This window comes from Streptomyces sp. NPDC056222, assembly GCF_042264065.1.
In the GTDB taxonomy this organism is placed as follows: Bacteria; Actinomycetota; Actinomycetes; order Streptomycetales; family Streptomycetaceae; genus Streptomyces.
The window spans coordinates 49,396-68,197 of sequence record NZ_JBHJTL010000017.1 but is presented as its reverse complement, the minus strand read 5'-3'; the positions used below and the strand labels follow the sequence as shown (position 1 = coordinate 68,197).

Below are 18,802 nucleotides of genomic sequence, written 5' to 3'. Positions count from 1 at the left end.
GACAGGGCGAGACGGCCATGCCCCGCGAGCGGGCACAGCAGAACGGCCCCTGATCGCGTTTCCGCAGATCAGGGGCCGTTCTTATCGCGTGGCGGCGCCAGGATTCGAACCTGGGTAGGCTAAGCCGACGGATTTACAGTCCGCTCCCATTGGCCACTCGGGCACACCGCCATGGGATGTCGCTGCTCGGAGCCGCTTTTCGGCGGTGCTCCGTGGCAACGACGTAAACGATACCTGATCCTCAGGGGTGCTCCGCCACCCGATTGATCAGCGGATCGGGCGTGATCGGATGACTAGGCTTGCCTCGTACGCCAACGCAACCGCAACGTCTTCGACGCAAGGAGCCACACGTCATGGCCGACTCCAGTTTCGACATCGTCTCCAAGGTCGAGCGGCAGGAGGTCGACAACGCCCTCAACCAGGCCGCGAAGGAGATCTCGCAGCGCTACGACTTCAAGGGCACCGACGCCTCGATCTCCTGGTCGGGCGAGAAGATCCTGATGCAGGCCAACGGCGAGGAGCGCGTGAAGGCGATCCTCGACATCTTCGAGACCAAGCTGATCAAGCGCGGGATCTCGCTGAAGTCGCTGGACGCCGGTGAGCCGCAGCTGTCCGGCAAGGAGTACAAGATCTTCGCCACGATCGAGGAGGGCATCTCCCAGGAGAACGCCAAGAAGGTCGCGAAGGCCATCCGCGACGAGGGCCCCAAGGGCGTCAAGGCGCAGGTCCAGGGTGACGAGCTGCGGGTCAGCTCGAAGAGCCGGGACGACCTGCAGGCCGTGCAGGCGCTGCTCAAGGGCAAGGACTTCGACTTCGCGATCCAGTTCGTGAACTACCGGTAGTCACGAACTGCGTGTCCGAAAGCCGCCAGCCTCCGGGGTGGCGGACCTCGCACACTGGACGCGGAGCGAGTGCGAGGAGAGGAACTGCCATGACGGTGTACGCGTACGTCGAGGGGCCCCTGGGCGAGATGCTGCTCGTCGGGCAGGACGCCGACGAGGGCGGTCGGACCGCGCTGGTCTCGCTGTCGCTGCCCGGGCAGAAGGGTGCCGCCGCCGTCGAGGACGGCTGGCGGCACGCGCCCGAGGCGTTCGAGGAGATCGCTGCGCAGCTCGGTGAGTACTTCGCCGGCCGCCGCGACCGCTTCGACATCCCGTTCGCGGAGAGCGGGACGGACTTCCAGCGGCGCGTCTGGCGCGCCCTGGAGGAGATCCCCTACGGCTCCACCGTCTCGTACGGGGACATCGCCCGGCAGGTGGGTTCCTCGGGGGCCGGGGTGCGGGCCGTCGGTACCGCGATCGGGCGCAACCCGCTCCTGGTGGTCCGGCCCTGCCACCGGGTGATCGGCGCCGACGGGAGTCTGCGCGGGTACGCGGCCGGTCTGGAGCGCAAGGAGCGGCTGCTCGGGCTCGAAGGCGCCCTGGTGGCGTGATGGACGGGCTGTTCGCCCGGGAGCGGGCCGTCGTGGCCCCCGGTGCGGTGCACGTTCCCGGGTGGCTCTCCCTCGAACGGCAGCGGGAGTTGGTGGCCGCCTGCCGGGAGTGGGGGCGCGGGCCGGTGCCGTACCGGCACACCGTGCTGCCGGGCGGCGGGGTGATGTCCGTGCGGTCGCTCTGCCTCGGGCGGCGCTGGGTGCCGTACCGGTATCTCGACACGATCGATGTCGAACTGCCCGGCTGGTTGGGCGAGTTGGGGGGCGAGGCGGTGATCGAGGCATACGGGGAAGGTCAGGACTTCCGCCCCGACACCGCCCTCGTGAACTTCTACGACGCCGACGCCGGCGCCAGGATGGGACTGCACCAGGACAAGGAGGAGCGGTCCGGTGCGCCGGTGGTGTCGCTGAGCCTCGGTGACCGTTGCGTGTTCCGGTTCGGGAACACCGAGAGCCGGGGGAAGCCGTACACCGACGTCGAGTTGGCGTCCGGGGATCTCTTCGTCTTCGGCGGGCCGTCGCGCTTCGCGTACCACGGCGTGCCCAAGGTCCTTGCCGGCACGGCCGATCCGGCCCTCGGGCTGACGGGGCGACTGAACATCACCCTCCGCGAGACGGGGCTCTGAGCGCGCCGAGGCCTCAGCGTGAGCGGGAGTGGCCGAAGAGGATCCGGTACCCGATCAGCAGCACCAGCGAGCCGCCGATGGCCGAGAGCCAGGTGGCCGTGTCGTAGAAGCCGGTGGAGATCGGGCGGTCCAGGAACGTGGACGAGATCCAGCCGCCGATGAAGGCGCCGGCTATGCCGATGAGGGTCGTGCCGATGAGCCCGCCCGGGTCGCGGCCCGGGAGCAGGATCTTGGCGACGACGCCTGCGAGCAGGCCCAGGACGATCCAGCTGATGACGTTCATGGTGAGGAAGACGCGGAGGCCGCGGGCACGGTTGCGGCGGGCCGTAGTGTGCCGTGCATGACACAGGAACTGCGCCGCTCGCTCGGTGTCCTCGACGCCGTCGTCATCGGGCTGGGCTCGATGGTGGGCGCCGGGATCTTCGTGGCGCTCGGGCCGGCGGCGGAGGCGGCCGGTTCGGGGCTGCTGCCGGCGCTCGGGCTCGCCGCGCTCGTCGCGTACTGCAACGCGATGTCCTCGGCCCGGCTGGCCGCCGTGTATCCGGCCTCCGGCGGCGCCTATGTGTACGGTCGCGAACGTCTCGGGTCGTTCTTCGGGTACCTGGCCGGCTGGGCGTTCGTCGTCGGCAAGACGGCCTCGTGCGCGGCGATGGCGCTGACGGTCGGGGCGTACGTCTGGCCGGAGCAGGCCCATGCGGTGGCGGTCGCGGCCGTGGTGGCGATGACGGCCGTGAACTACGGCGGAATGCGGAAGTCCGCCCTGCTGACGCGGGTGATCGTCGCGCTGGTCCTGGCCGTCCTGACGGCGGTGGTGGTGACGTCCTTCGCCTCCGGATCCGGGGACTTCGGGCGGCTCGCCCTGGACGAGGACGTGACGGCCGGTGGGGTGCTCCAGGCGGCGGGGCTGCTGTTCTTCGCGTTCGCGGGGTACGCGCGGATCGCCACGCTCGGCGAGGAGGTACGCGATCCGGCCCGGACGATCCCCCGGGCGGTCCCCCTGGCGCTCGGAATCACGCTCGCCGTCTACGCGGCGGTGGCGGTGTGCGTCCTGGCCGTCCTCGGGCCGCAGGCATTGGCGGCTTCCTCCGACCCGCTCGTGGACGCGGCGCGGGCGGCCGACGCCGGATGGCTGGTGCCCGTCGTCGTGGTCGGTGCCGCGGTCGCCGCGCTGGGCTCACTGCTCTCGCTGATCCTCGGGGTCTCCCGTACGACTCTGGCGATGGCCCGGGACGGTCGTCTGCCGGCCGGGCTCGCCGCCGTGCACCCCCGCTTCCAGGTGCCGCACCGGGCGGAGCTCGCGGTGGGGGCGGTGGTGGCCGTGGTGGCGGCCACGACGGACGTACGGGGCGCGATCGGCTTCTCGTCCTTCGGTGTGCTCGTCTACTACGGCATCGCCAACGCCTCCGCGTGGACGCTGGGCCGCTCGCACCGGCCGCTCGCCGCGCTGGGCCTGGCGGGGTGCGGGGCACTGGCGTTCGCGCTGCCGCCGGCCTCCGTGCTCGCCGGGCTCGGGGTCCTCGCGGTGGGCACCGTCGCGTACGCGGTCGGTCGGGGGCGACGCGAGCACTCCTAGTGGGTCGGGTACCCGTAGGGGTACGGCTCGTCCGTGCGGACGATCTCCTTGCCCAGCGGCAGCAGCGACACCGGGATCAGCTTGAAGTTCGCGATGCCGAGCGGGATGCCGATGATCGTGATGCACAGGACGATGCCGGTGGTGATGTGGCCGAGCGCGAGCCACCAGCCCGCGAGGATCAGCCACAGCACGTTGCCGACGCAGGACGGCGCGCCCGCGTCCCGCCGGTCCACGACCGTGTAGCCGAAGGGCCAGAGGGCGTAGACGCCGATGCGGAAGGCTGCGAGGCCGAAGGGGATTCCGATGATCGTGATGCAGAGCAGGATGCCGGCGACCATGTAGCCGAGGAACATCCAGAAGCCGCACAGGATCAGCCAAATGACGTTCAGGATTGTCTTCATGGGCGACGACCTGCCATCTGTTCGAGTCGGGCGATGCGCTCCGCCATCGGCGGGTGCGTCGAGAACATCTTCGATAGACCCCTGCCCGCTCCGAACGGGTTGGCAATCATCATGTGGCTCGCGGTCTCGATCTTGGGCTCGGGCGGCAGCGGCAGCTGCTTCGTCCCCGCGTCGAGCTTGCGCAGGGCGCTCGCGAGGGCCAGCGGATCGCCGGTGAGCTGGGCGCCGGAGGCGTCCGCCTCGTACTCCCGCGAGCGGCTGATGGCGAGCTGGATGACCGAGGCGGCGACCGGGCCGAGGATCATGATCAGCAGCATGCCGAGCAGCCCGGGGCCGTCGTCGTCGCTGGAGCGGCCGATCGGGATCAGCCAGGCGAAGTTGACCAGGAACAGGATCACGGACGCGAGCGCTCCGGCGACGGAGGAGATCAGGATGTCCCGGTTGTAGACATGGCTCAGCTCGTGGCCGATCACGCCGCGCAGCTCGCGCTCGTCGAGGATCTGCAGGATGCCCTCGGTGCAGCACACGGCTGCGTTGCGGGGGTTGCGGCCGGTGGCGAAGGCGTTCGGTGCCTGGGTCGGCGAGATGTAGAGCCGGGGCATCGGCTGGCGGGCCTGGGTGGAGAGCTCGCGCACCATCCGGTAGAGCACGGGCGCCTCGAACTCGCTCACCGGCCGGGCCCGCATGGCGCGCAGGGCCAGCTTGTCGCTGTTCCAGTAGGCGTACGCGTTGGTGCCGAGCGCCACGACCAGCGCGACGATCAGCCCCGTACGCCCGAAGAAGCTGCCGATGAGGATGATGAGGGCCGAGAGCCCTCCGAGGAGTACGGCGGTCCTCAGCCCGTTGTGCCGGCGGTGCACGGTACGCCCTCCAAGTGGTGCGGCAGGGGAACCCTTTGCTGTGTGGTGGTCCTCCCAGACTTCGTCCGGGGGGGACCCCCATGTCCAGTGGACCCTCCCGTACTGGTCAACGCCAGGCGGGATGCACGGGTTCCCCTGCCCCCACCGGGGGCTCTGTGGGCCGTACGGGTGATCAGCGCTGGGCCGGGAGGCCCGCCTTCACCAGTGCGGTGGCGACGGGCTCGACCTCGCTGGTGCAGTGCGCGCAGCGGGTGGCGACGGCCGGGATCTCGGTGAAGCAGCGGGGGCAGTCGCGCTTCTCCGACTTGATGTCCGCCTCTTCCTTGGCGAACCGCTCCTGAACCTTCGCCATGGGGACGACGATCATGAAGTAGAGCACCGCGGCGGTGATCACGAAGGCTATGGCGGCGGCGATCGCCAGACCGTACGGGAAGATCGTCTTGCCGACGGTGAACTGGGCCTCGCTGAAGTCGCCGACGGAGCCGGTGGCCAGTCCGATCAGCGGGGTGATGAACGCCTTGCTGAAGCCGGTCACGACGGCGGTGAAGGCCGATCCGACGGCCAGACCGATGGCCATCGAGACGACGTTCCCGCGGATTATGAAGTCCTTGAAACCGTTCAGCACGGGTGAAGCTCCTTGATGCTTTTCTCTGTGGGGGGTGTGGGGCGTCGGCGGCTCAGAAGAGCGTGGTGGCCGCGAAGCGCAGCGCGAACTGCGGGTAGCCCGACAGCACGACGCCGACGACGGCGGCGACCGCGATCGCCAGGGTGATCGGGGCGGGCACGCGCGCGTGGGCCTTTTCCACCGTCGGCGGGCGGAACAGCAGCGCCGTCCACCGCAAGTAGTAGTAGAGGCCGATCACGACGTTGACACCCATGATCACGGCCAGCCAGCCGAGGCCCGCGTCGACCGCCGACGAGAAGACGGTGACCTTGGCGAAGAGACCGATGATACCGGGCGGCAGACCGGCCAGGTTGAGCAGGAAGAAGCCCAGGGTGAGGGCGATCACAGGACGGTCGGCGTAGAGGCCGCGGTAGTCGGAGATCCGGTTCTCGGGGTGCGTACGGGAGACCAGGACGACCACCGCGAAGGCACCGAGGTTCACGACGGCGTACATCAGGGCGTACGCGACGGTGGCGCCGATCTGGTCGTCGCTGGAGTACGCGGCGGCGGCGATCGGCACCAGCAGGTAGCCGGCCTGGGCGACCGAGGACCAGGCGAGCAGCCGGACCGCGCTCCACGCGCGCGTGGAGACCTGCCGCAGCGCGGCCACGTTGCCGATGGTCATGGTGAGCGCGGCGAGGACCGCGAGCGCCGGGCCCCAGACATCGGCGTACGAGGGGAACGCGACGACCGTGACGAGGATGAGGCCGGTGAAACCGACGGCCTTGCCGACCACGGAGAGGTAGCCGGCGACGGGCAGCGGGGCGCCGACGTAGGTGTCGGGGACCCAGAAGTGGAAGGGGACGGCGGCCGTCTTGAAGGCGAAGCCGACCAGGGTGAGCGCGACGCCCGCCTGGGCGAGGGTCTCCAGCTGACCGGGGACGTCGTCGAGGCGCTGGGCGAGCTCGGTCAGGTGGAGGGTGCCGGTCGCGCCGTACACGAAGCTGACGCCCAGCAGGGTCACGGCGGTCGCGGTGACGGAGGAGAGGAAGAACTTCAGCGCGGCCTCGCTGGACTGCCGGTCGCCCCGGCGCAGGCCGACGAGGGCGAAGGCGGGCAGCGAGGCCACTTCGAGGGCGACGACGAGGGTCGCGAGGTCGCGGGAGGCGGGCAGCAGCGCCGCGCCGGCGGCCGAGGAGAGCAGCAGGAACCAGTACTCACCGGCGGGAAGCCTGTCGCGGGTGTCGGAGAGCGACAGCAGGGCGGTGAGCAGGGCCCCACCGAGCACCAGGGACTGGATGACGAGCGTGAAGCGGTCGGCGGTGTAGCTGCACGCGGCGGTCGCGGCCGGTTCGGTGGTGAGGCAGAACGTCGAGCGGTCACCGGCCCGCAGCGGGATCAGCAGGGCGATCGAGGCGACGAGCCCGGCGATCGCGGTCCAGCCGAGGAGCTGCTTGTGCCGCGCGGGGACGAAGAGGTCGGCGACGAGCACGGCCAGGGCGACCACGGCCGTGAGGGTGGGTGGCGCGATCGCGAGCCAGTCGACGGACTGGACGAAGGTCGTGGTCGTCACGAGTTCCCTCCCGCGAGGAGCTTCTGGACGGCCGGATCGGTGAGGCCGAGGAGGACCGCGGGCCACAGGCCGGCGAGGACGGTGAGGGCGACGAGCGGGGTCCAGGCGGCGAACTCGTACCCCTGGACGTCGGCGATCACCGTCTCTCCGCTCGGGCGGGGGCCGCCCATGCAGACCCGGCGGACGACGACGAGCAGGTACGCGGCGGTGAGCAGGGTGCCGAAGGCGCCGATCGCCATGAAGGTGAGGAAGGCGGGGCGGCTGAGGCCCTCGGCCGGTTCGAAGGCGCCGAACAGGGCCAGCATCTCGCCCCAGAAGCCGGCGAGGCCGGGCAGTCCGAGGGAGGCGACGGCGGAGAAGGCCAGCAGCCCGCCCAGGCGGGGGGCGCGGCCGTAGAGCGCGGCCCCGGTGGCGCCCGCGAGGGTGTCGAGGTCGGCGGTGCCGTACCGGTCCTTGAGCGCGCCGACCAGGAAGAAGAGCAGGCCGGTGATGAGGCCGTGGGCGATGTTGGCGAAGAGCGCGCCGTTGACTCCGGTAGGGGTCATGGTCGCGATGCCGAGGAGCACGAAGCCCATGTGGCCCACGGACGAGTACGCGATCAGGCGCTTGAGGTCGCCCTTGTTGCCGGGCTTCGCGAGGGCGAGGCAGGCGAGCGATCCGTAGATGATGCCGGCGACGGCGAAGGCGGCGAGGTAGGGGGCGAAAACCTTCATGCCGTCCGGGGCGATCGGCAGGAGGATCCGGACGAACCCGTACGTACCCATCTTGAGCAGGACACCGGCGAGAAGGACCGAGCCGACGGTCGGGGCGGCCGTGTGGGCGTCCGGGAGCCAGCTGTGCAGCGGCCACATCGGGGTCTTCACCGCGAGCCCGATCCCGATCGCCAGAACGGCGATGACCTGCACGGACGTGGTCAGCCCTCGGCCGTTGTCGGAGGCCAGTGCCACCATGTCGAACGTGCCCGCCTTCACGCCGATGAGGAGCAGGCCGAGCAGCATGACGACCGAACCGAGCAGCGTGAAGAGGATGAACTTCCAGGCGGCCGCCTGCCTGCCCTCGCCGCCCCAGCGGGCGATGAGGAAGTACATCGGGATGAGGACCATCTCGAAGGCCAGGAAGAACAGGATCAGGTCGAGGACGGCGAAGGTGGCGAGGGTGCCGGACTCGAGGACGAGGAACAGTGCCACGAAGCCCTTGGCGGAAGGGCCGCCGGGCATCTTGAAGTAGCTGTAGAGCGCGCAGAGGAAGGTCAGCAGCGCGGTCATGACCAGGAGGGGGAGGGAAATGCCGTCGACACCGAGGTGGAGCCGCACGTCGAGTGCGGGGATCCACGTGATGTCCGTGCTCGCCTGCATCCTCGACGGCTGGTCGTGGTCGAAGCCGAGCGCGAGGACGATCGCGGCGATCAGGACGACGCCCGTGACGACCACGCCGTGGCGGAGCACGGCCTGGTCGGGGGACTTCCCCTTCAACCCGGGCGGGGCGGGGAGAAGAGCGGCGGCGGCACCGACGAGCGGGCCGACGACGATCGACGCAAGAAGGAACTGCATCACGGATTCGCTGATATCGATCACGTCTCACGCTCCGGCGGCGACGAGTACGGCGGCGATCGCCAGGACGACGGAGCCGGCGAGCAGGGCGCTCAGATAGGTCTGCACGTTGCCGGTCTGGGCGCGGCGGACGAGCCATCCGAGCCACTTGGTGCCGGTGCCCGCGCCGCTCACGTACGTGTCGACGACCTCACGGTCCAGGAAGCGGACCAGGGAGGCCGCGGCCAGGACGGGGCGGACGAACGCGGCGGTGTAGAGGGCGTCCAGGTGGAAGCCGGTGGCCGCGTGGCGGTGCAGCGGGCCGAGGAGGACACGGCCGGGATCGGTCGGGTCCTCGGCCGGGTGCGGCAGGTGCAGGGCCTCGGCCTCGACCTGGCCCGCCTCGGCGTCGGGGTGGGCGACGTGCGCCGCGAGCGGCTCGCCGGCCGGGCCCTTGTAGGCGGGGGCCTTGGTGGCGAGGGTGCGCCAGACCGCGTAGGTGACGACGGCGCCGACGAGGGCGATGCCCGTGCCGAGGACCGCGGTGGTGACGGTCGGGGTGAGGGCGTGACCGTCGAACCAGTCGTCGAGGTACGTGACGGTCAGACCGAAGCCGAGGGAGGGGATCGCGAGCACCCACAGCACGGTGGTCATCGCGAGCGGCTGGCGACCGTGGTCGGGGGCCTCGGCGCCCCGGCCCCGGAAGGCGAGCAGCCACAGGCGGCTCGCGTACGCGGCGGTGAGGAGCGCGGTGAGCAGGCCCGCAACGAGGACGGTCCAGCCGGCCCCCGCGGGGGCGACGGTGCGGTCCCCGAGGGCGGTGTGCTCGGCGGCCACGAGGACGGCTTCCTTGGAGAAGAAGCCGGCGAACGGCGGCAGGGCGGCGAGCGCGAGGAGGGCGACGGTCATCGTCCAGTACGCGTCGGGGATCCGCTTGGTCAGGCCGCTCATCCGGGACATGGCCGAGAGCGAGTTCGTACCGGCGGCGTGGATGATCGCGCCGGCGGCGAGGAAGAGGAGGGCCTTGAAGGCGCCGTGCGAGATGAGGTGGAAGACGGCGGCCCCGCGGTCGCCGACCGCCAGGGCGCCCGCCATGTAGCCGAGCTGGCCGATGGTCGAGTAGGCGAGGACCCGCTTGATGTCGTCCTGGGCCAGTGCGGCGAGCGCCGAGCCGACCATCGTCACCGCGGCCATGACGGCGAGCACGGTCAGCGCGGCCGCGGACTCGGCGAAGACGGGCAGCAGTCGCGCCACGAAGTAGATACCGGCGGCGACCATCGTCGCCGCGTGGATGAGCGCGGATACGGGGGTGGGGCCTGCCATGGCGTCGGGGAGCCAGGTGTGCAGCGGGAACTGCGCCGACTTGCCCGCCACACCGGCGAGCAGCAGCAGCGCGATGAGGGTGGGGTGGTCGAGCCCGCCGGCCGCGACGGCGCCGAGGATCCCGTCGATGCGGAAGGTGCCCGCGTCCGTGGCGAGCGCGAAGAGGCCGATCAGGAAGGGGACGTCGCCCAGCTTGGTGACCAGGAAGGCCTTGAGGGAGGCCGCCCGCGCCTCGGGGGTCTCCCAGTAGTGGCCGACGAGGAAGTACGAGCAGATGCCCATGATCTCCCAGCCGACCAGGAGCACCATCAGGTCGCCGGAGTAGACGACCAGCAGCATCGCGGAGGTGAAGAGGGAGACGAGCGCGGCGTACGAGGGGTAGCGGGGGTCGTCCCGGAGATACCCGGTCGAGTAGATCTGCACGCAGGTGGCGACGACGCCGACGAGCACGGCGGCGAGGGCGGCGAAGCCGTCGATGTACAGCGCCAGGTCGATGGGGACCGACCCGGTGGGGGTGAGCTGGGTGGAGGCCTCGATCGTCTTCCCGCCGCCCTGCCGGACGGCGACCATGACGGCCAGGATCGCGGCGGCCAGCGGGGGCAGCACGGCGAGGGGCCGGACGAAGCCGGGCGCGGTGCGGCCGAGGAGCAGGCCGGCGGCGGAGCCGAGGAAGGGAAGGAGGGGGACGAGCCAGGCGAGGGTCGTGGTGGTCACGCGGCGGCCTCGGCCTTCTCGTCGTCGGAGGGAGCCTCCGCCGTGTCGCGCAGCCGGTCGACGTCCGAGCTGCCGCGGTTGCGGTAGACCATCAGGACGATCGCGAGACCGATGCCGATCTCGGCGGCGGCGATGGCGATGGTGAAGAGGGTGAGCGCCTGGCCGGCGTGGAGGGCGTCACGGAGCCAGACGTCGAAGGCGACCAGGTTGAGGTTGACGGCGTTGAGCATCAGCTCGACGGACATCAGGACCAGGATCGCGTTGCGGCGGGCGAGGACGCCGTAGAGGCCGACGCAGAAGAGCAGAGCGGCGAGGACGGCGGGGTAGGCGAGATGCATCAGTCCCGGGCCTCCTTGGCGTTCTTGCGGGACAGGACGATCGCGCCTACCAGCGCGGCGAGGAGCAGGACGGAGAGGGCCTCGAAGGGCAGCACCCAGTGCCGGAAGAGGATCTCGCCGGACACCTTGGTGGATCCCTGGGCCGGTCCGTCCAGGTCGATCCAGGTCGTACGGAACGCGTCGACGACCACCCAGACGAGCGCGGCGGCCGCGGCGAGCGCGACCGCGAGGGCGACGGGGCGGTTGCCCGAGTCGGCGTCCGGGGAGCGGCCGATGGGGGCCTTGGTGAGCATGAGGCCGAAGAGAAGAAGGACGACGACGGAACCGACGTAGATCAGCACCTGGACCCAGGCGATGAACTCGGCGGTGAGGAGCAGGTACTCGACGGCGAGCCCGCCGAGCGTCATGACCAGCCAGAGCGCGGCGTGGACGAGCTGGCGGGTGGTGACGGTGACGACGGCCGCGCCGAGGGTGACGAGGCCGACGAGGAGGAAGGCGATCTCGACGCCGGAGGGCGAGAGGAAGCCGGGGTTGGCGGCGGCGAGGCCGGTGGCGGCGAGGGTCACTGCTGCTCCTCCTCGGCCTGGGCGGCCTGGGCGGCCGCTGCCGCGGCGGCCTTCTCCACGGCCTTGCGGGCCGCGGCGATCTCCTTGGGCTCCTCGGCGCGCGGGTCGAGCGCGGGCGGTTCCGGGACCGTCCACATCCACTCGCGGAGCTTGTCGCGCTCATGGGTGAGTTCGTGGATGTCCGTCTCCGCGTACTCGAACTCGGGCGACCAGAACAGCGCGTCGAAGGGGCAGACCTCGATGCAGATACCGCAGTACATGCAGAGGGCGAAGTCGATGGCGAAGCGGTCGAGCACGTTGCGGCTGCGCTCGCGGCCGCCGGGGGTGGCGGCGGGCACCGTCTCCTTGTGGGAGTCGATGTAGATGCACCAGTCGGGGCACTCGCGGGCGCAGAGCATGCAGACGGTGCAGTTCTCCTCGAAGAGCCCGATGACACCGCGGGTACGGGGCGGGAGTTCGGGCTGCTTGTCGGGGTACTGCGCGGTGACGGTCTTCTTCGTCATCGTGCGGAGCGTGACGGCGAGGCCCTTGGCCAGGCCGGAACCGGGGATCGGGGACATCAGTTGATCGCCACCTTCACGATGCCGGTGAGCGCGATCTGCGCGAGGGCGAGCGGGACGAGGGTCGTCCAGGCGAGCTTCTGGAGCTGGTCCTCGCGGAGGCGGGGGTAGCTGACGCGGAGCCAGATGACGACGAACGCGAGGATCGCGGTCTTGAGCAGGGTCCAGACCCAGCCGAGGCCGTCGGCGCCGAAGGGGCCGTGCCAGCCGCCGAGGAAGAGGACGGTGGTGAGCCCGCAGAGGACGACGATGCCGGCGTACTCGGCGAGCAGGAAGAGCGCGAAGCGGAGGCCGGTGTACTCGGTGTACGCGCCGAAGATGATCTCGGAGTCGGCGATGGGCATGTCGAACGGCGGGCGCTGGAGCTCGGCGAGGCCGGCGACGAAGAAGACGATCGCGCCGACGATCTGCCAGGGCAGCCACCACCACTCGAAGGCGTTGAGGATGCCGGGGAGGGAGACGGTGCCGGCGGCCATCGCCACGGAGGCGGCGGTGAGCAGCATCGGGAGCTCGTAGGCGAGCAGCTGGGCGGCGGTGCGGAGGCCGCCGAGCAGGGAGAACTTGTTGGCCGACGCCCAGCCGGCCATGAGGCTGCCGAGGACGCCGACGCCCATGACGGCGAGCACGAAGAAGATGCCGGCGTCGACGACCTGACCGACGGCTCCTTCGCTGGGGCCGATGGGGATGGCTACGAGGACGAGGAGGTACGGGAGGAGGGCGACGGCGGGTGCGAGCTGGAAGATCCGCCGGTCGGCGTTGGCCGGGACGACGTCCTCCTTCTGCGCGAACTTGACCCCGTCGGCGACGAGCTGTGCCCACCCGTGGAATCCACCGGCGTACATGGGCCCGAGGCGGCCCTGCATGTGGGCCATGACTTTGTGCTCGGTCTGCCCGATGACGAGGGGCAGCACGAGGAACACGGCGAAGACGACGAGCAGCCGGAGGGCGACGTCGAGTGCGTCGTTCACGCGGGTTCGCCTCCGGCGGGGGTGGTGGGGTCGGTGGGATCGGTTTCGTCTGTGGCACCGGATGCGTCTGTGGCACCGGTGGCGCCGGATGCTCCGGTGGGGCCGGTCGGACCGGTCGGACCGGTCGCCCCCGTCGCACCGGACGGCCCGGTGTCACCACCGGCTCGGCGCGGCTCCGCCTCGGGGGCGGGTGCCCGGTCCGGGGCAGGAACCGCCTCGGACGTGGGCTCGGCCTCCGGGGCCGGTGCCGGCTCGGGGGCCGATGCCGGCTCCGGGGCGGACTCGGCCTCGGGGCCGCGGGTCGCCTCAGGCGCCTGTGCCCGGTCCGGGGCAGGAACCGCCTCCGACGCGGGCTCGGCCTCCGGGGCCGGTGCCGCCTCAGGGGTCGGCGCCGGCTCCGGGGCAGACTCGGAGGCGGGTGCAGCTTCGGACGCCGGCTCGGCCTCCGGGCCGGGGGTCGCCTCGGGGGCGGGTGCCCGGTCCGGGGCAGGAACCGCCTCGGACGTGGGCTCGGCCTCCGGGGCCGGTGCCGCCTCAGGGGTCGGCGCCGGGCCCTCGGCAGGCTCGGAGGCGGGTGTCGCCTCGGACGTCTGTGCCCGGTCGGGGGTGGGGACCGCCTCGGACGTGGGCTCGGCCTCGGGGGTCGGTGCCGGCTTCCCGGACTCGTCGTCGAACGCCGGGCGGGCGTGGTGCCACGGGGCGTCCGAGCTCCGGGTGCGGGGCGGCTTCTGGGCCGGGGTCTCGGCCTCGGAGGGCGCGCCCTCCGTGCGTCGGCTCGCCGAGCCCTCGCTCGCGGAGCGACTCCTGCGCGGGCCTGCGGCGGGCGCGGCCGTGCCGGGCTCGGCCTCCGGCGCCTGGCTTGCCGGGCTGTCGGGCGCCTCGCTCGGCGTGACCGGTTCGGCCGCCTGGCTCGCCGAGCCGTCCGCCGTCGTGCGGCTGCGGCGCGGAGGGCGACCCGGCTCTGTGCTCGGCTCCGCCGGTTCGGCCGCCTGGCTCGCCGAGCCGTCCGCCGCCGTGCGGCTGCGGCGCGGGGGACGGGCGGGAGCTTCGGTCGTGCCGGGGCCGGCCGGCGGGGTGGCGGCCTCCGGCGGCTGGGTCGCCGAGCCGTCCGCTGCCGTACGGGCGCGGCGGGGTGGGCGGTCGCCGGCTGCCGCGCGGGCGGGGCGGGCCGGGGCAGGGGGGAGCTGGCCCTTCATGGGGCCCCAGTCGTTGGGGTCCGGAACACCCGGGGGAAGCATCTGGCGGCGCTTCGGGCCGCCGTGTTCGGACTCGCCCGGTTCCTTCGCGCCCGGCCACGCCTTCGCGACCCGCGCCGCCAGCACGAAGTCCTTCCGCAGCGGGTGGCCCTCGAAGTTCTCGGGGAGGAGCAGCGGGACGAGGTGCGGGTGGCCCGTGAAGTCGACGCCGAACATCTCGTGCGTCTCGCGCTCGTGCCACGCCGCACCCGCGTAGATGTCGACGGCCGTCGGCAGGCTCGCGGCCGCGTGCGGGACCGTCGTACGGACCAGCAGGCGGCGAACCGCACCGCCCTCCAGCGCCACCACGTGCGCGCAGACCCGGAAGCCCACACCCGGCTCGTCGACCGCGCTCAGCCAGTCGAAGTACGTGCAGCCCAGCTTGTCCCGCGCGATCTCGAGCGCGGCGATCCACGAGCCGACGGGAACGTCCACCGTCAGCAGCTCGTACGCCCGCTCAGCCGTCGCCTCCTCGCCGAAGACCTCGGTCACGGCCTCCGGGAGGGAGTCGTAAGCGTTCGCGTTCACTCGTCATCACCGCCCGGCTTCGGCGGGGTGACGAGTCCGCTGGTCAGCTGGCCCACCGACGGACCCGAGTACCGCGCCGCCAGGGACTCCCGCGCGATCTTCTCCTGGAGCTTCAGGATCCCCTGGAGCAGCGCCTCCGGACGCGGCGGGCAGCCCGGGACGTACACGTCGACGGGGATGATCTGGTCGACGCCCTTCGTCACCGAGTACGAGTCCCAGTAGGGCCCGCCGCAGTTCGAGCAGGCGCCGAACGAGATGACGTACTTGGGCTCGGGCATCTGCTCGTACAGCCGCTTCACCGCCGGCGCCATCTTGTCCGTCACCGTGCCGGAGACGATCATCAGGTCGGCCTGGCGCGGGCCGGGCGCGAAGGGGATCACGCCGAGCCGGATGAAGTCGTGGCGGGCCATCGACGCGGCGATGAACTCGATCGCGCAGCAGGCGAGGCCGAAGTTGAAGACCCAGAGGCTGTAGCGGCGGCCCCAGTTCAGGACCACCTTCATGGGCTCGGGGGCCAGCCGGGCCAGAGGGCCCAGCTTCGGGGTGGGGAGCGGGGTCACGTCCATGTCAGGACGCCCTTCTTGTACGCGTAGAGCAGTCCCACGGCCAGGAAGCCGAGGAAGATGAACATCTCGACCAGCGTCGTCGCGCCGTATCCCGGCGCGGCGAACACGGTCGCCCACGGGAAGAGGAAGATCGAGTCGACGGCGAAGATCACGTAGAGGAAGGCGTACACGTAGTAGCGGACCTGGGTGTGCGCCCAGCCCTCCCCCACCGGGTCGACACCGCACTCGTACGTCAGCAGCTTCTCCGGCGTCGGCACGACGGGCCGCAGCAGACGGCCCGCGCCGAACGCGACGGCGACGAAGAGCACGCCGACGACGGCGAGCAGCCCCACGACGGAGTACGACTGGAAGTAGTCCGCCGCGAGTCCGAGTCCCGCCCGTACGGTCGGATCCGGCACGTCCACCCCTCGCTTCCTGACCGTTTCGACGATCTGTACGCACGCGAGTCTAGGCCCTGTTAAAGAGGCCGTAAGCGGTCGTGTCACGGAGTGAGCAGGTGGGGATATCCCTACTTCCCTTCACCCACGTACCCCATGGCGTGCGCGGTATCCGGACCGGCAGGCTTGGGCCCATGAGCGTCGACACCGATACCCCTGACAGCGACCGGCTGCCGCCCGCCCGCATCGGCTACGGCCGGCACACCTGGAAGGAGGTCTCCTTCCTGCTGGCCAATCTGCCGATCGCGCTGGTCGGCTTCGTGTACACGGTGGCGTCGGTCGCGATCGGTGTCGGTCTTTCCGTCACGGTGATCGGCCTGCCTCTGCTGGCCCTCGGTCTCGCCGGTGCGCGCGGCCTGGGCAGGGCGGAGCGGGCGAGGGCCCGGGCGCTGCTCGGGGTACGGGTGGAGGAGCCCAGCCCGCTCCCCCGCCGGCACGGCTTCTTCCCCTGGCTGTGGACGGCGCTGAAGGACCCGGTGGCCTGGCGGACGCTGCTGTACGGCTTCATCCGGCTGCCCTGGGGCATCGTGACCTTCACCGTCACTCTCGTCTCGCTGATCGTGCTCTGGCCCGTGCTGCCGTTCCTCGCCCGGGGGCTCGCCAACGCGGACCGGGCCATGGTCCGCGGTCTGCTCTCGCCCTCCGACGAGCTGGAGCGGCGGATCGCCGAGCTGGAGAGCGACCGGGGCGTGGTCGTGGACACCGCCGCCGCCGATCTGCGCCGCATCGAGCGCGATCTGCACGACGGCGCCCAGGCCCGGCTCGTCGCGCTCGCCATGGGTCTCGGCCTGGCGAAGGAGAAGCTCCTGGAGGACCCGGAGGCGGCCGCCTCCATGGTCGACGAGGCGCACGGCGAGGTGAAGCTGGCGCTCCAGGAGTTGCGCGACCTGGCCCGGGGCATCCACCCGGCGGTCCTCACCGACCGCGGCCTGAACGCCGCCCTCTCCTCGATCGCCGCCCGGTGCACCGTCCCGGTGAAGGTGAACGTCGATCTGACCGAGCGGCCGGCCGAGGCCATCGAGGGCATCGCCTACTTCACGGTGTCCGAGCTGCTCCAGAACGTGTCCAAGCACGCGCAGGCACGTTCCGCCTCCGTGGAGGTGTGGCGCCGGGATGACCGGCTGCTGCTCCAGGTACGGGACGACGGACGCGGCGGGGCGCGGCTGGACGGCGGTACGGGGATGGCGGGGCTCGCGGAGCGCCTGGGTGCGGTCGACGGGCTCTTCGTCCTCGACTCCCCGGAGGGCGGTCCGACGACGGTCACGGCCGAGCTCCCCTGGCGCGCCCGCCCGGCCGGCTAGCCGGACACCGCCGCCCCCGGGCGTTTCCAGGTGTCGCCCCCGGGCGTCCTCGGATGGGAAAGCCTCGGCCGGACACCGGTCACCCCCGGGCCTTCAGGTAGGGAAAACCCCCGGCCGCAGAGGCCCACCTCCCTCATGGTCCGGGGCGCGCCGAGCCGGAACTCTTGAAGACATCGACCTCCTCCAGCAGAAACGGACACCAGCGATGGCCTCCCACCGCCTCCCCGCCGCGATCCGCGCCCCGTTCGAGGGCCGCACCTGGCGCGAGTTCGGCTACCTGGTGCTCGGGCTGCCGCTGAGCGTCGTCTACTTCTCCCTCTCCATCGCCCTGGTCTCAGCCGGTGCGGGCCTCCTGATCACCTTCCTCGGGATCCCCGTCCTGGCCGGTGCGCTCGCGATGTGCCGTGGCTTCGGCGCGGTGGAGCGGGCCAGGGCGCGCGGTCTGCTCGGCCTGGACGTGGCGGCGCCCGAGCCGGCGCGGGGCCGGACGGGCGGGGCGATGTCGTGGATGGGGGCGACGCTGAAGAGCGGCGCGTCCTGGCGGCACCTGCTGTACGCGATCCTCCACATGCCGTGGGCGATCTTCGCCTTCACGGTCTCGGTGGCCTTCTGGATGTACGGCTGGGCCCTCTTCACCTACCCGCTGTGGCAGTGGGTCTTCCCGGTGTACGCCGGCCAGGACGGCATCCAGCTGTACGGCGACCGGACGCACGCGTTCTACCTGGACTCGCCCTTCGAGATCGCCGTCACCAGTGCGATCGGTCTTCTCTTCGTGCTCGCCGGGCCGTGGCTCATCCGTTCGCTGGCTGCCGTCGACCGGCTGATGGTCTCCGGGCTGCTCGGCCCGTCGCGGCTCGCGACCAGGGTCACGGAGCTGGAGACGGACCGGGGCGTGGTCGTGGACCACGCCGCCGCCGATCTGCGCCGCATCGAGCGCGATCTGCACGACGGCGCCCAGGCCCGGCTCGTCGCGCTCGCCATGGATCTGGGTCTGGCGAAGGAGAAGCTGGCCGAGGACCCGAAGGCCGCGGCGCGGATGGTCGACGAGGCGCACGGCGAGGTGAAGACCGCGCTGCAGGAGCTGCGGGACCTGGCGCGGGGCATCCACCCGGCTGTACTGACCGACCGGGGCCTGGACGCCGCGCTGTCGGCGGTCGCGTCCCGCTGCACGGTCCCGGTGTCCGTGGAGGTCGATCTCCCGGCCCGGCCGGTGCCCGCGATCGAGGGCATCGCCTACTTCACCGTGTCCGAGCTGCTCCAGAACGTGTCCAAGCACTCCGGCGCCCGGCGCGCCTGGGTGGACGTGTGGCGGGTCGGCAACCGGATGATGCTGCAGGTCAGGGACGACGGCCGGGGCGGGGCGGACGCGACGGCGGGCAGTGGTCTCGCCGGTCTGACGGAGCGGCTCGGCGCGGTCGACGGGATCCTGGCGGTGGACTCCCCCGCCGGCGGCCCGACGACGATCACCGCCGAGCTCCCGTGGCGGGCCTGAGCCGTTCCGGTACGTCGTCCGCCCACCTGAGCCGGCCGTGCGACGGGCGCCCCGCCTGACACGCTCCGACGTAACAACCGCCCCACCTGACACACCCCTGAACCCAAGGCCACCCCGGCGCGTCCCTCTTGCTGCGATGCTGGGAGGGATCGCGGAAGAACATCGGAACATGGGGG

Annotated in this window: 19 protein-coding genes, 1 tRNA gene and 1 pseudogene; 6 read left to right on the top strand and 15 right to left on the bottom strand. The window is 71.6% G+C overall.

The window, feature by feature from the left end; all coding sequences use genetic code 11:
* Nucleotides 1-89: 89 nt before the first annotated feature.
* Nucleotides 90-171: transfer RNA gene (locus tag ACFC0D_RS11445), tRNA-Tyr, on the bottom strand.
* Nucleotides 172-353: 182 nt separating this feature from the next.
* Between ACFC0D_RS11445 and ACFC0D_RS11440 the strand changes: the two genes are divergently transcribed.
* The 3 genes from ACFC0D_RS11440 to ACFC0D_RS11430 all read left to right on the top strand — a co-directional run bounded on the left by ACFC0D_RS11440 (nucleotide 354) and on the right by ACFC0D_RS11430 (nucleotide 2,058).
* Nucleotides 354-842 (top strand): YajQ family cyclic di-GMP-binding protein, encoded by a 489-nt coding sequence (locus tag ACFC0D_RS11440; RefSeq protein WP_147980723.1) that lies wholly within the window; start codon nucleotides 354-356, stop codon nucleotides 840-842.
* An 89-nt stretch (nucleotides 843-931) separates the two neighbouring features.
* A complete protein-coding gene (locus tag ACFC0D_RS11435) occupies nucleotides 932-1,432 on the top strand; it encodes a methylated-DNA--[protein]-cysteine S-methyltransferase (protein WP_376433591.1) in 501 nt (166 codons plus the stop codon).
* Nucleotides 1,432-2,058, top strand: coding sequence for an alpha-ketoglutarate-dependent dioxygenase AlkB (locus ACFC0D_RS11430; RefSeq protein ID WP_376433639.1), 627 nt, complete (start codon nucleotides 1,432-1,434; stop codon nucleotides 2,056-2,058). The genes ACFC0D_RS11435 and ACFC0D_RS11430 overlap by 1 nt, the downstream gene beginning before the upstream one ends.
* Before the next feature lie 13 nt (nucleotides 2,059-2,071).
* Here ACFC0D_RS11430 and ACFC0D_RS11425 read toward each other — a convergent pair whose 3' ends face one another.
* On the bottom strand, nucleotides 2,072-2,341 hold the full coding sequence (locus ACFC0D_RS11425) for a GlsB/YeaQ/YmgE family stress response membrane protein (protein ID WP_376433589.1): 270 nt from the start codon (nucleotides 2,339-2,341) through the stop codon (nucleotides 2,072-2,074).
* Nucleotides 2,342-2,398: 57 nt separating this feature from the next.
* On the opposite strand from ACFC0D_RS11425, the gene ACFC0D_RS11420 reads away from it, so the two are divergent.
* Nucleotides 2,399-3,631 (top strand): APC family permease, encoded by a 1,233-nt coding sequence (locus ACFC0D_RS11420; protein WP_376433587.1) that lies wholly within the window; start codon nucleotides 2,399-2,401, stop codon nucleotides 3,629-3,631.
* Here the strand turns inward: ACFC0D_RS11420 and ACFC0D_RS11415 are convergent.
* The 13 genes and pseudogenes from ACFC0D_RS11415 to ACFC0D_RS11355 all read right to left on the bottom strand — a co-directional run bounded on the left by ACFC0D_RS11415 (nucleotide 3,628) and on the right by ACFC0D_RS11355 (nucleotide 15,794).
* The gene (locus ACFC0D_RS11415) at nucleotides 3,628-4,032 is read right to left on the bottom strand and encodes a YccF domain-containing protein (RefSeq protein WP_376433585.1); all 405 of its coding nucleotides are present in this window, start codon (nucleotides 4,030-4,032) and stop codon (nucleotides 3,628-3,630) included. The two genes, ACFC0D_RS11420 and ACFC0D_RS11415, sit on opposite strands and share 4 nt — an antisense overlap.
* The gene (gene htpX / locus ACFC0D_RS11410) at nucleotides 4,029-4,892 is read right to left on the bottom strand and encodes a zinc metalloprotease HtpX (RefSeq protein ID WP_376433583.1); all 864 of its coding nucleotides are present in this window, start codon (nucleotides 4,890-4,892) and stop codon (nucleotides 4,029-4,031) included. Before htpX ends, ACFC0D_RS11415 begins: the two co-directional genes overlap by 4 nt.
* 172 nt (nucleotides 4,893-5,064) lie before the next feature.
* A complete protein-coding gene (gene mscL, locus ACFC0D_RS11405; protein WP_376433581.1) occupies nucleotides 5,065-5,517 on the bottom strand; it encodes a large conductance mechanosensitive channel protein MscL in 453 nt (150 codons plus the stop codon).
* Nucleotides 5,518-5,569: 52 nt separating this feature from the next.
* Nucleotides 5,570-7,069, bottom strand: coding sequence for an NADH-quinone oxidoreductase subunit N (locus tag ACFC0D_RS11400; RefSeq protein ID WP_376433579.1), 1,500 nt, complete (start codon nucleotides 7,067-7,069; stop codon nucleotides 5,570-5,572).
* Complete coding sequence (locus ACFC0D_RS11395) at nucleotides 7,066-8,619, bottom strand: NuoM family protein (RefSeq protein WP_376433638.1); 1,554 nt, start codon at nucleotides 8,617-8,619, stop codon at nucleotides 7,066-7,068. The genes ACFC0D_RS11400 and ACFC0D_RS11395 overlap by 4 nt, the downstream gene beginning before the upstream one ends.
* 27 nt (nucleotides 8,620-8,646) lie before the next feature.
* Nucleotides 8,647-10,635, bottom strand: a complete 1,989-nt coding sequence (locus tag ACFC0D_RS11390) for an NADH-quinone oxidoreductase subunit L (protein WP_376433577.1) — start codon at nucleotides 10,633-10,635, stop codon at nucleotides 8,647-8,649.
* A complete protein-coding gene (nuoK, locus tag ACFC0D_RS11385) occupies nucleotides 10,632-10,973 on the bottom strand; it encodes an NADH-quinone oxidoreductase subunit NuoK (protein WP_376433575.1) in 342 nt (113 codons plus the stop codon). Before nuoK ends, ACFC0D_RS11390 begins: the two co-directional genes overlap by 4 nt.
* Nucleotides 10,973-11,539 carry an NADH-quinone oxidoreductase subunit J gene (locus ACFC0D_RS11380; RefSeq protein ID WP_376433573.1) on the bottom strand — a complete coding sequence of 189 codons (567 nt, stop codon included), beginning with the start codon at nucleotides 11,537-11,539 and terminating at the stop codon, nucleotides 10,973-10,975. Before ACFC0D_RS11380 ends, nuoK begins: the two co-directional genes overlap by 1 nt.
* Entirely contained in the window at nucleotides 11,536-12,099 is a 564-nt protein-coding gene (locus ACFC0D_RS11375; protein ID WP_376433571.1) for a NuoI/complex I 23 kDa subunit family protein, read from the bottom strand. Before ACFC0D_RS11375 ends, ACFC0D_RS11380 begins: the two co-directional genes overlap by 4 nt.
* Nucleotides 12,099-13,067 carry an NADH-quinone oxidoreductase subunit H gene (locus tag ACFC0D_RS11370; protein ID WP_376433569.1) on the bottom strand — a complete coding sequence of 323 codons (969 nt, stop codon included), beginning with the start codon at nucleotides 13,065-13,067 and terminating at the stop codon, nucleotides 12,099-12,101. The genes ACFC0D_RS11375 and ACFC0D_RS11370 overlap by 1 nt, the downstream gene beginning before the upstream one ends.
* Before the next feature lie 836 nt (nucleotides 13,068-13,903).
* Nucleotides 13,904-14,830, bottom strand: a pseudogene (locus ACFC0D_RS11365) (NADH-quinone oxidoreductase subunit C); the annotation flags it as partial.
* Nucleotides 14,827-15,396: an NADH-quinone oxidoreductase subunit B gene (locus tag ACFC0D_RS11360; protein WP_376433567.1), complete on the bottom strand. Its 570-nt coding sequence runs from the start codon at nucleotides 15,394-15,396 to the stop codon at nucleotides 14,827-14,829. The pseudogene ACFC0D_RS11365 and the gene ACFC0D_RS11360, both read right to left, overlap by 4 nt.
* Nucleotides 15,387-15,794 carry an NADH-quinone oxidoreductase subunit A gene (locus tag ACFC0D_RS11355; RefSeq protein WP_329125452.1) on the bottom strand — a complete coding sequence of 136 codons (408 nt, stop codon included), beginning with the start codon at nucleotides 15,792-15,794 and terminating at the stop codon, nucleotides 15,387-15,389. The genes ACFC0D_RS11360 and ACFC0D_RS11355 overlap by 10 nt, the downstream gene beginning before the upstream one ends.
* A gap of 173 nt (nucleotides 15,795-15,967) precedes the next feature.
* On the opposite strand from ACFC0D_RS11355, the gene ACFC0D_RS11350 reads away from it, so the two are divergent.
* Nucleotides 15,968-17,134: a sensor histidine kinase gene (locus tag ACFC0D_RS11350; RefSeq protein WP_376433565.1), complete on the top strand. Its 1,167-nt coding sequence runs from the start codon at nucleotides 15,968-15,970 to the stop codon at nucleotides 17,132-17,134.
* Nucleotides 17,135-17,339: 205 nt separating this feature from the next.
* Nucleotides 17,340-18,626 carry a sensor histidine kinase gene (locus tag ACFC0D_RS11345; RefSeq protein WP_376433563.1) on the top strand — a complete coding sequence of 429 codons (1,287 nt, stop codon included), beginning with the start codon at nucleotides 17,340-17,342 and terminating at the stop codon, nucleotides 18,624-18,626.
* Nucleotides 18,627-18,802 lie beyond the last annotated feature (176 nt).

Coding starts and splice junctions, on each gene's coding strand:
- ACFC0D_RS11345 (WP_376433563.1), top strand. CDS start 17,340: ATGGCCTCCCACCGCCTCCCCGCCGCGATCCGCGCCCCGTTCGAGGGC.
- ACFC0D_RS11420 (WP_376433587.1), top strand. CDS start 2,399: ATGACACAGGAACTGCGCCGCTCGCTCGGTGTCCTCGACGCCGTCGTC.
- ACFC0D_RS11360 (WP_376433567.1), bottom strand. CDS start 15,396: ATGGACGTGACCCCGCTCCCCACCCCGAAGCTGGGCCCTCTGGCCCGG.
- ACFC0D_RS11425 (WP_376433589.1), bottom strand. CDS start 2,341: ATGAACGTCATCAGCTGGATCGTCCTGGGCCTGCTCGCAGGCGTCGTC.
- ACFC0D_RS11350 (WP_376433565.1), top strand. CDS start 15,968: ATGAGCGTCGACACCGATACCCCTGACAGCGACCGGCTGCCGCCCGCC.
- ACFC0D_RS11415 (WP_376433585.1), bottom strand. CDS start 4,032: ATGAAGACAATCCTGAACGTCATTTGGCTGATCCTGTGCGGCTTCTGG.
- ACFC0D_RS11375 (WP_376433571.1), bottom strand. CDS start 12,099: ATGTCCCCGATCCCCGGTTCCGGCCTGGCCAAGGGCCTCGCCGTCACG.
- ACFC0D_RS11430 (WP_376433639.1), top strand. CDS start 1,432: ATGGACGGGCTGTTCGCCCGGGAGCGGGCCGTCGTGGCCCCCGGTGCG.
- nuoK (WP_376433575.1), bottom strand. CDS start 10,973: ATGCATCTCGCCTACCCCGCCGTCCTCGCCGCTCTGCTCTTCTGCGTC.
- ACFC0D_RS11395 (WP_376433638.1), bottom strand. CDS start 8,619: ATGCAGTTCCTTCTTGCGTCGATCGTCGTCGGCCCGCTCGTCGGTGCC.
- ACFC0D_RS11435 (WP_376433591.1), top strand. CDS start 932: ATGACGGTGTACGCGTACGTCGAGGGGCCCCTGGGCGAGATGCTGCTC.
- ACFC0D_RS11440 (WP_147980723.1), top strand. CDS start 354: ATGGCCGACTCCAGTTTCGACATCGTCTCCAAGGTCGAGCGGCAGGAG.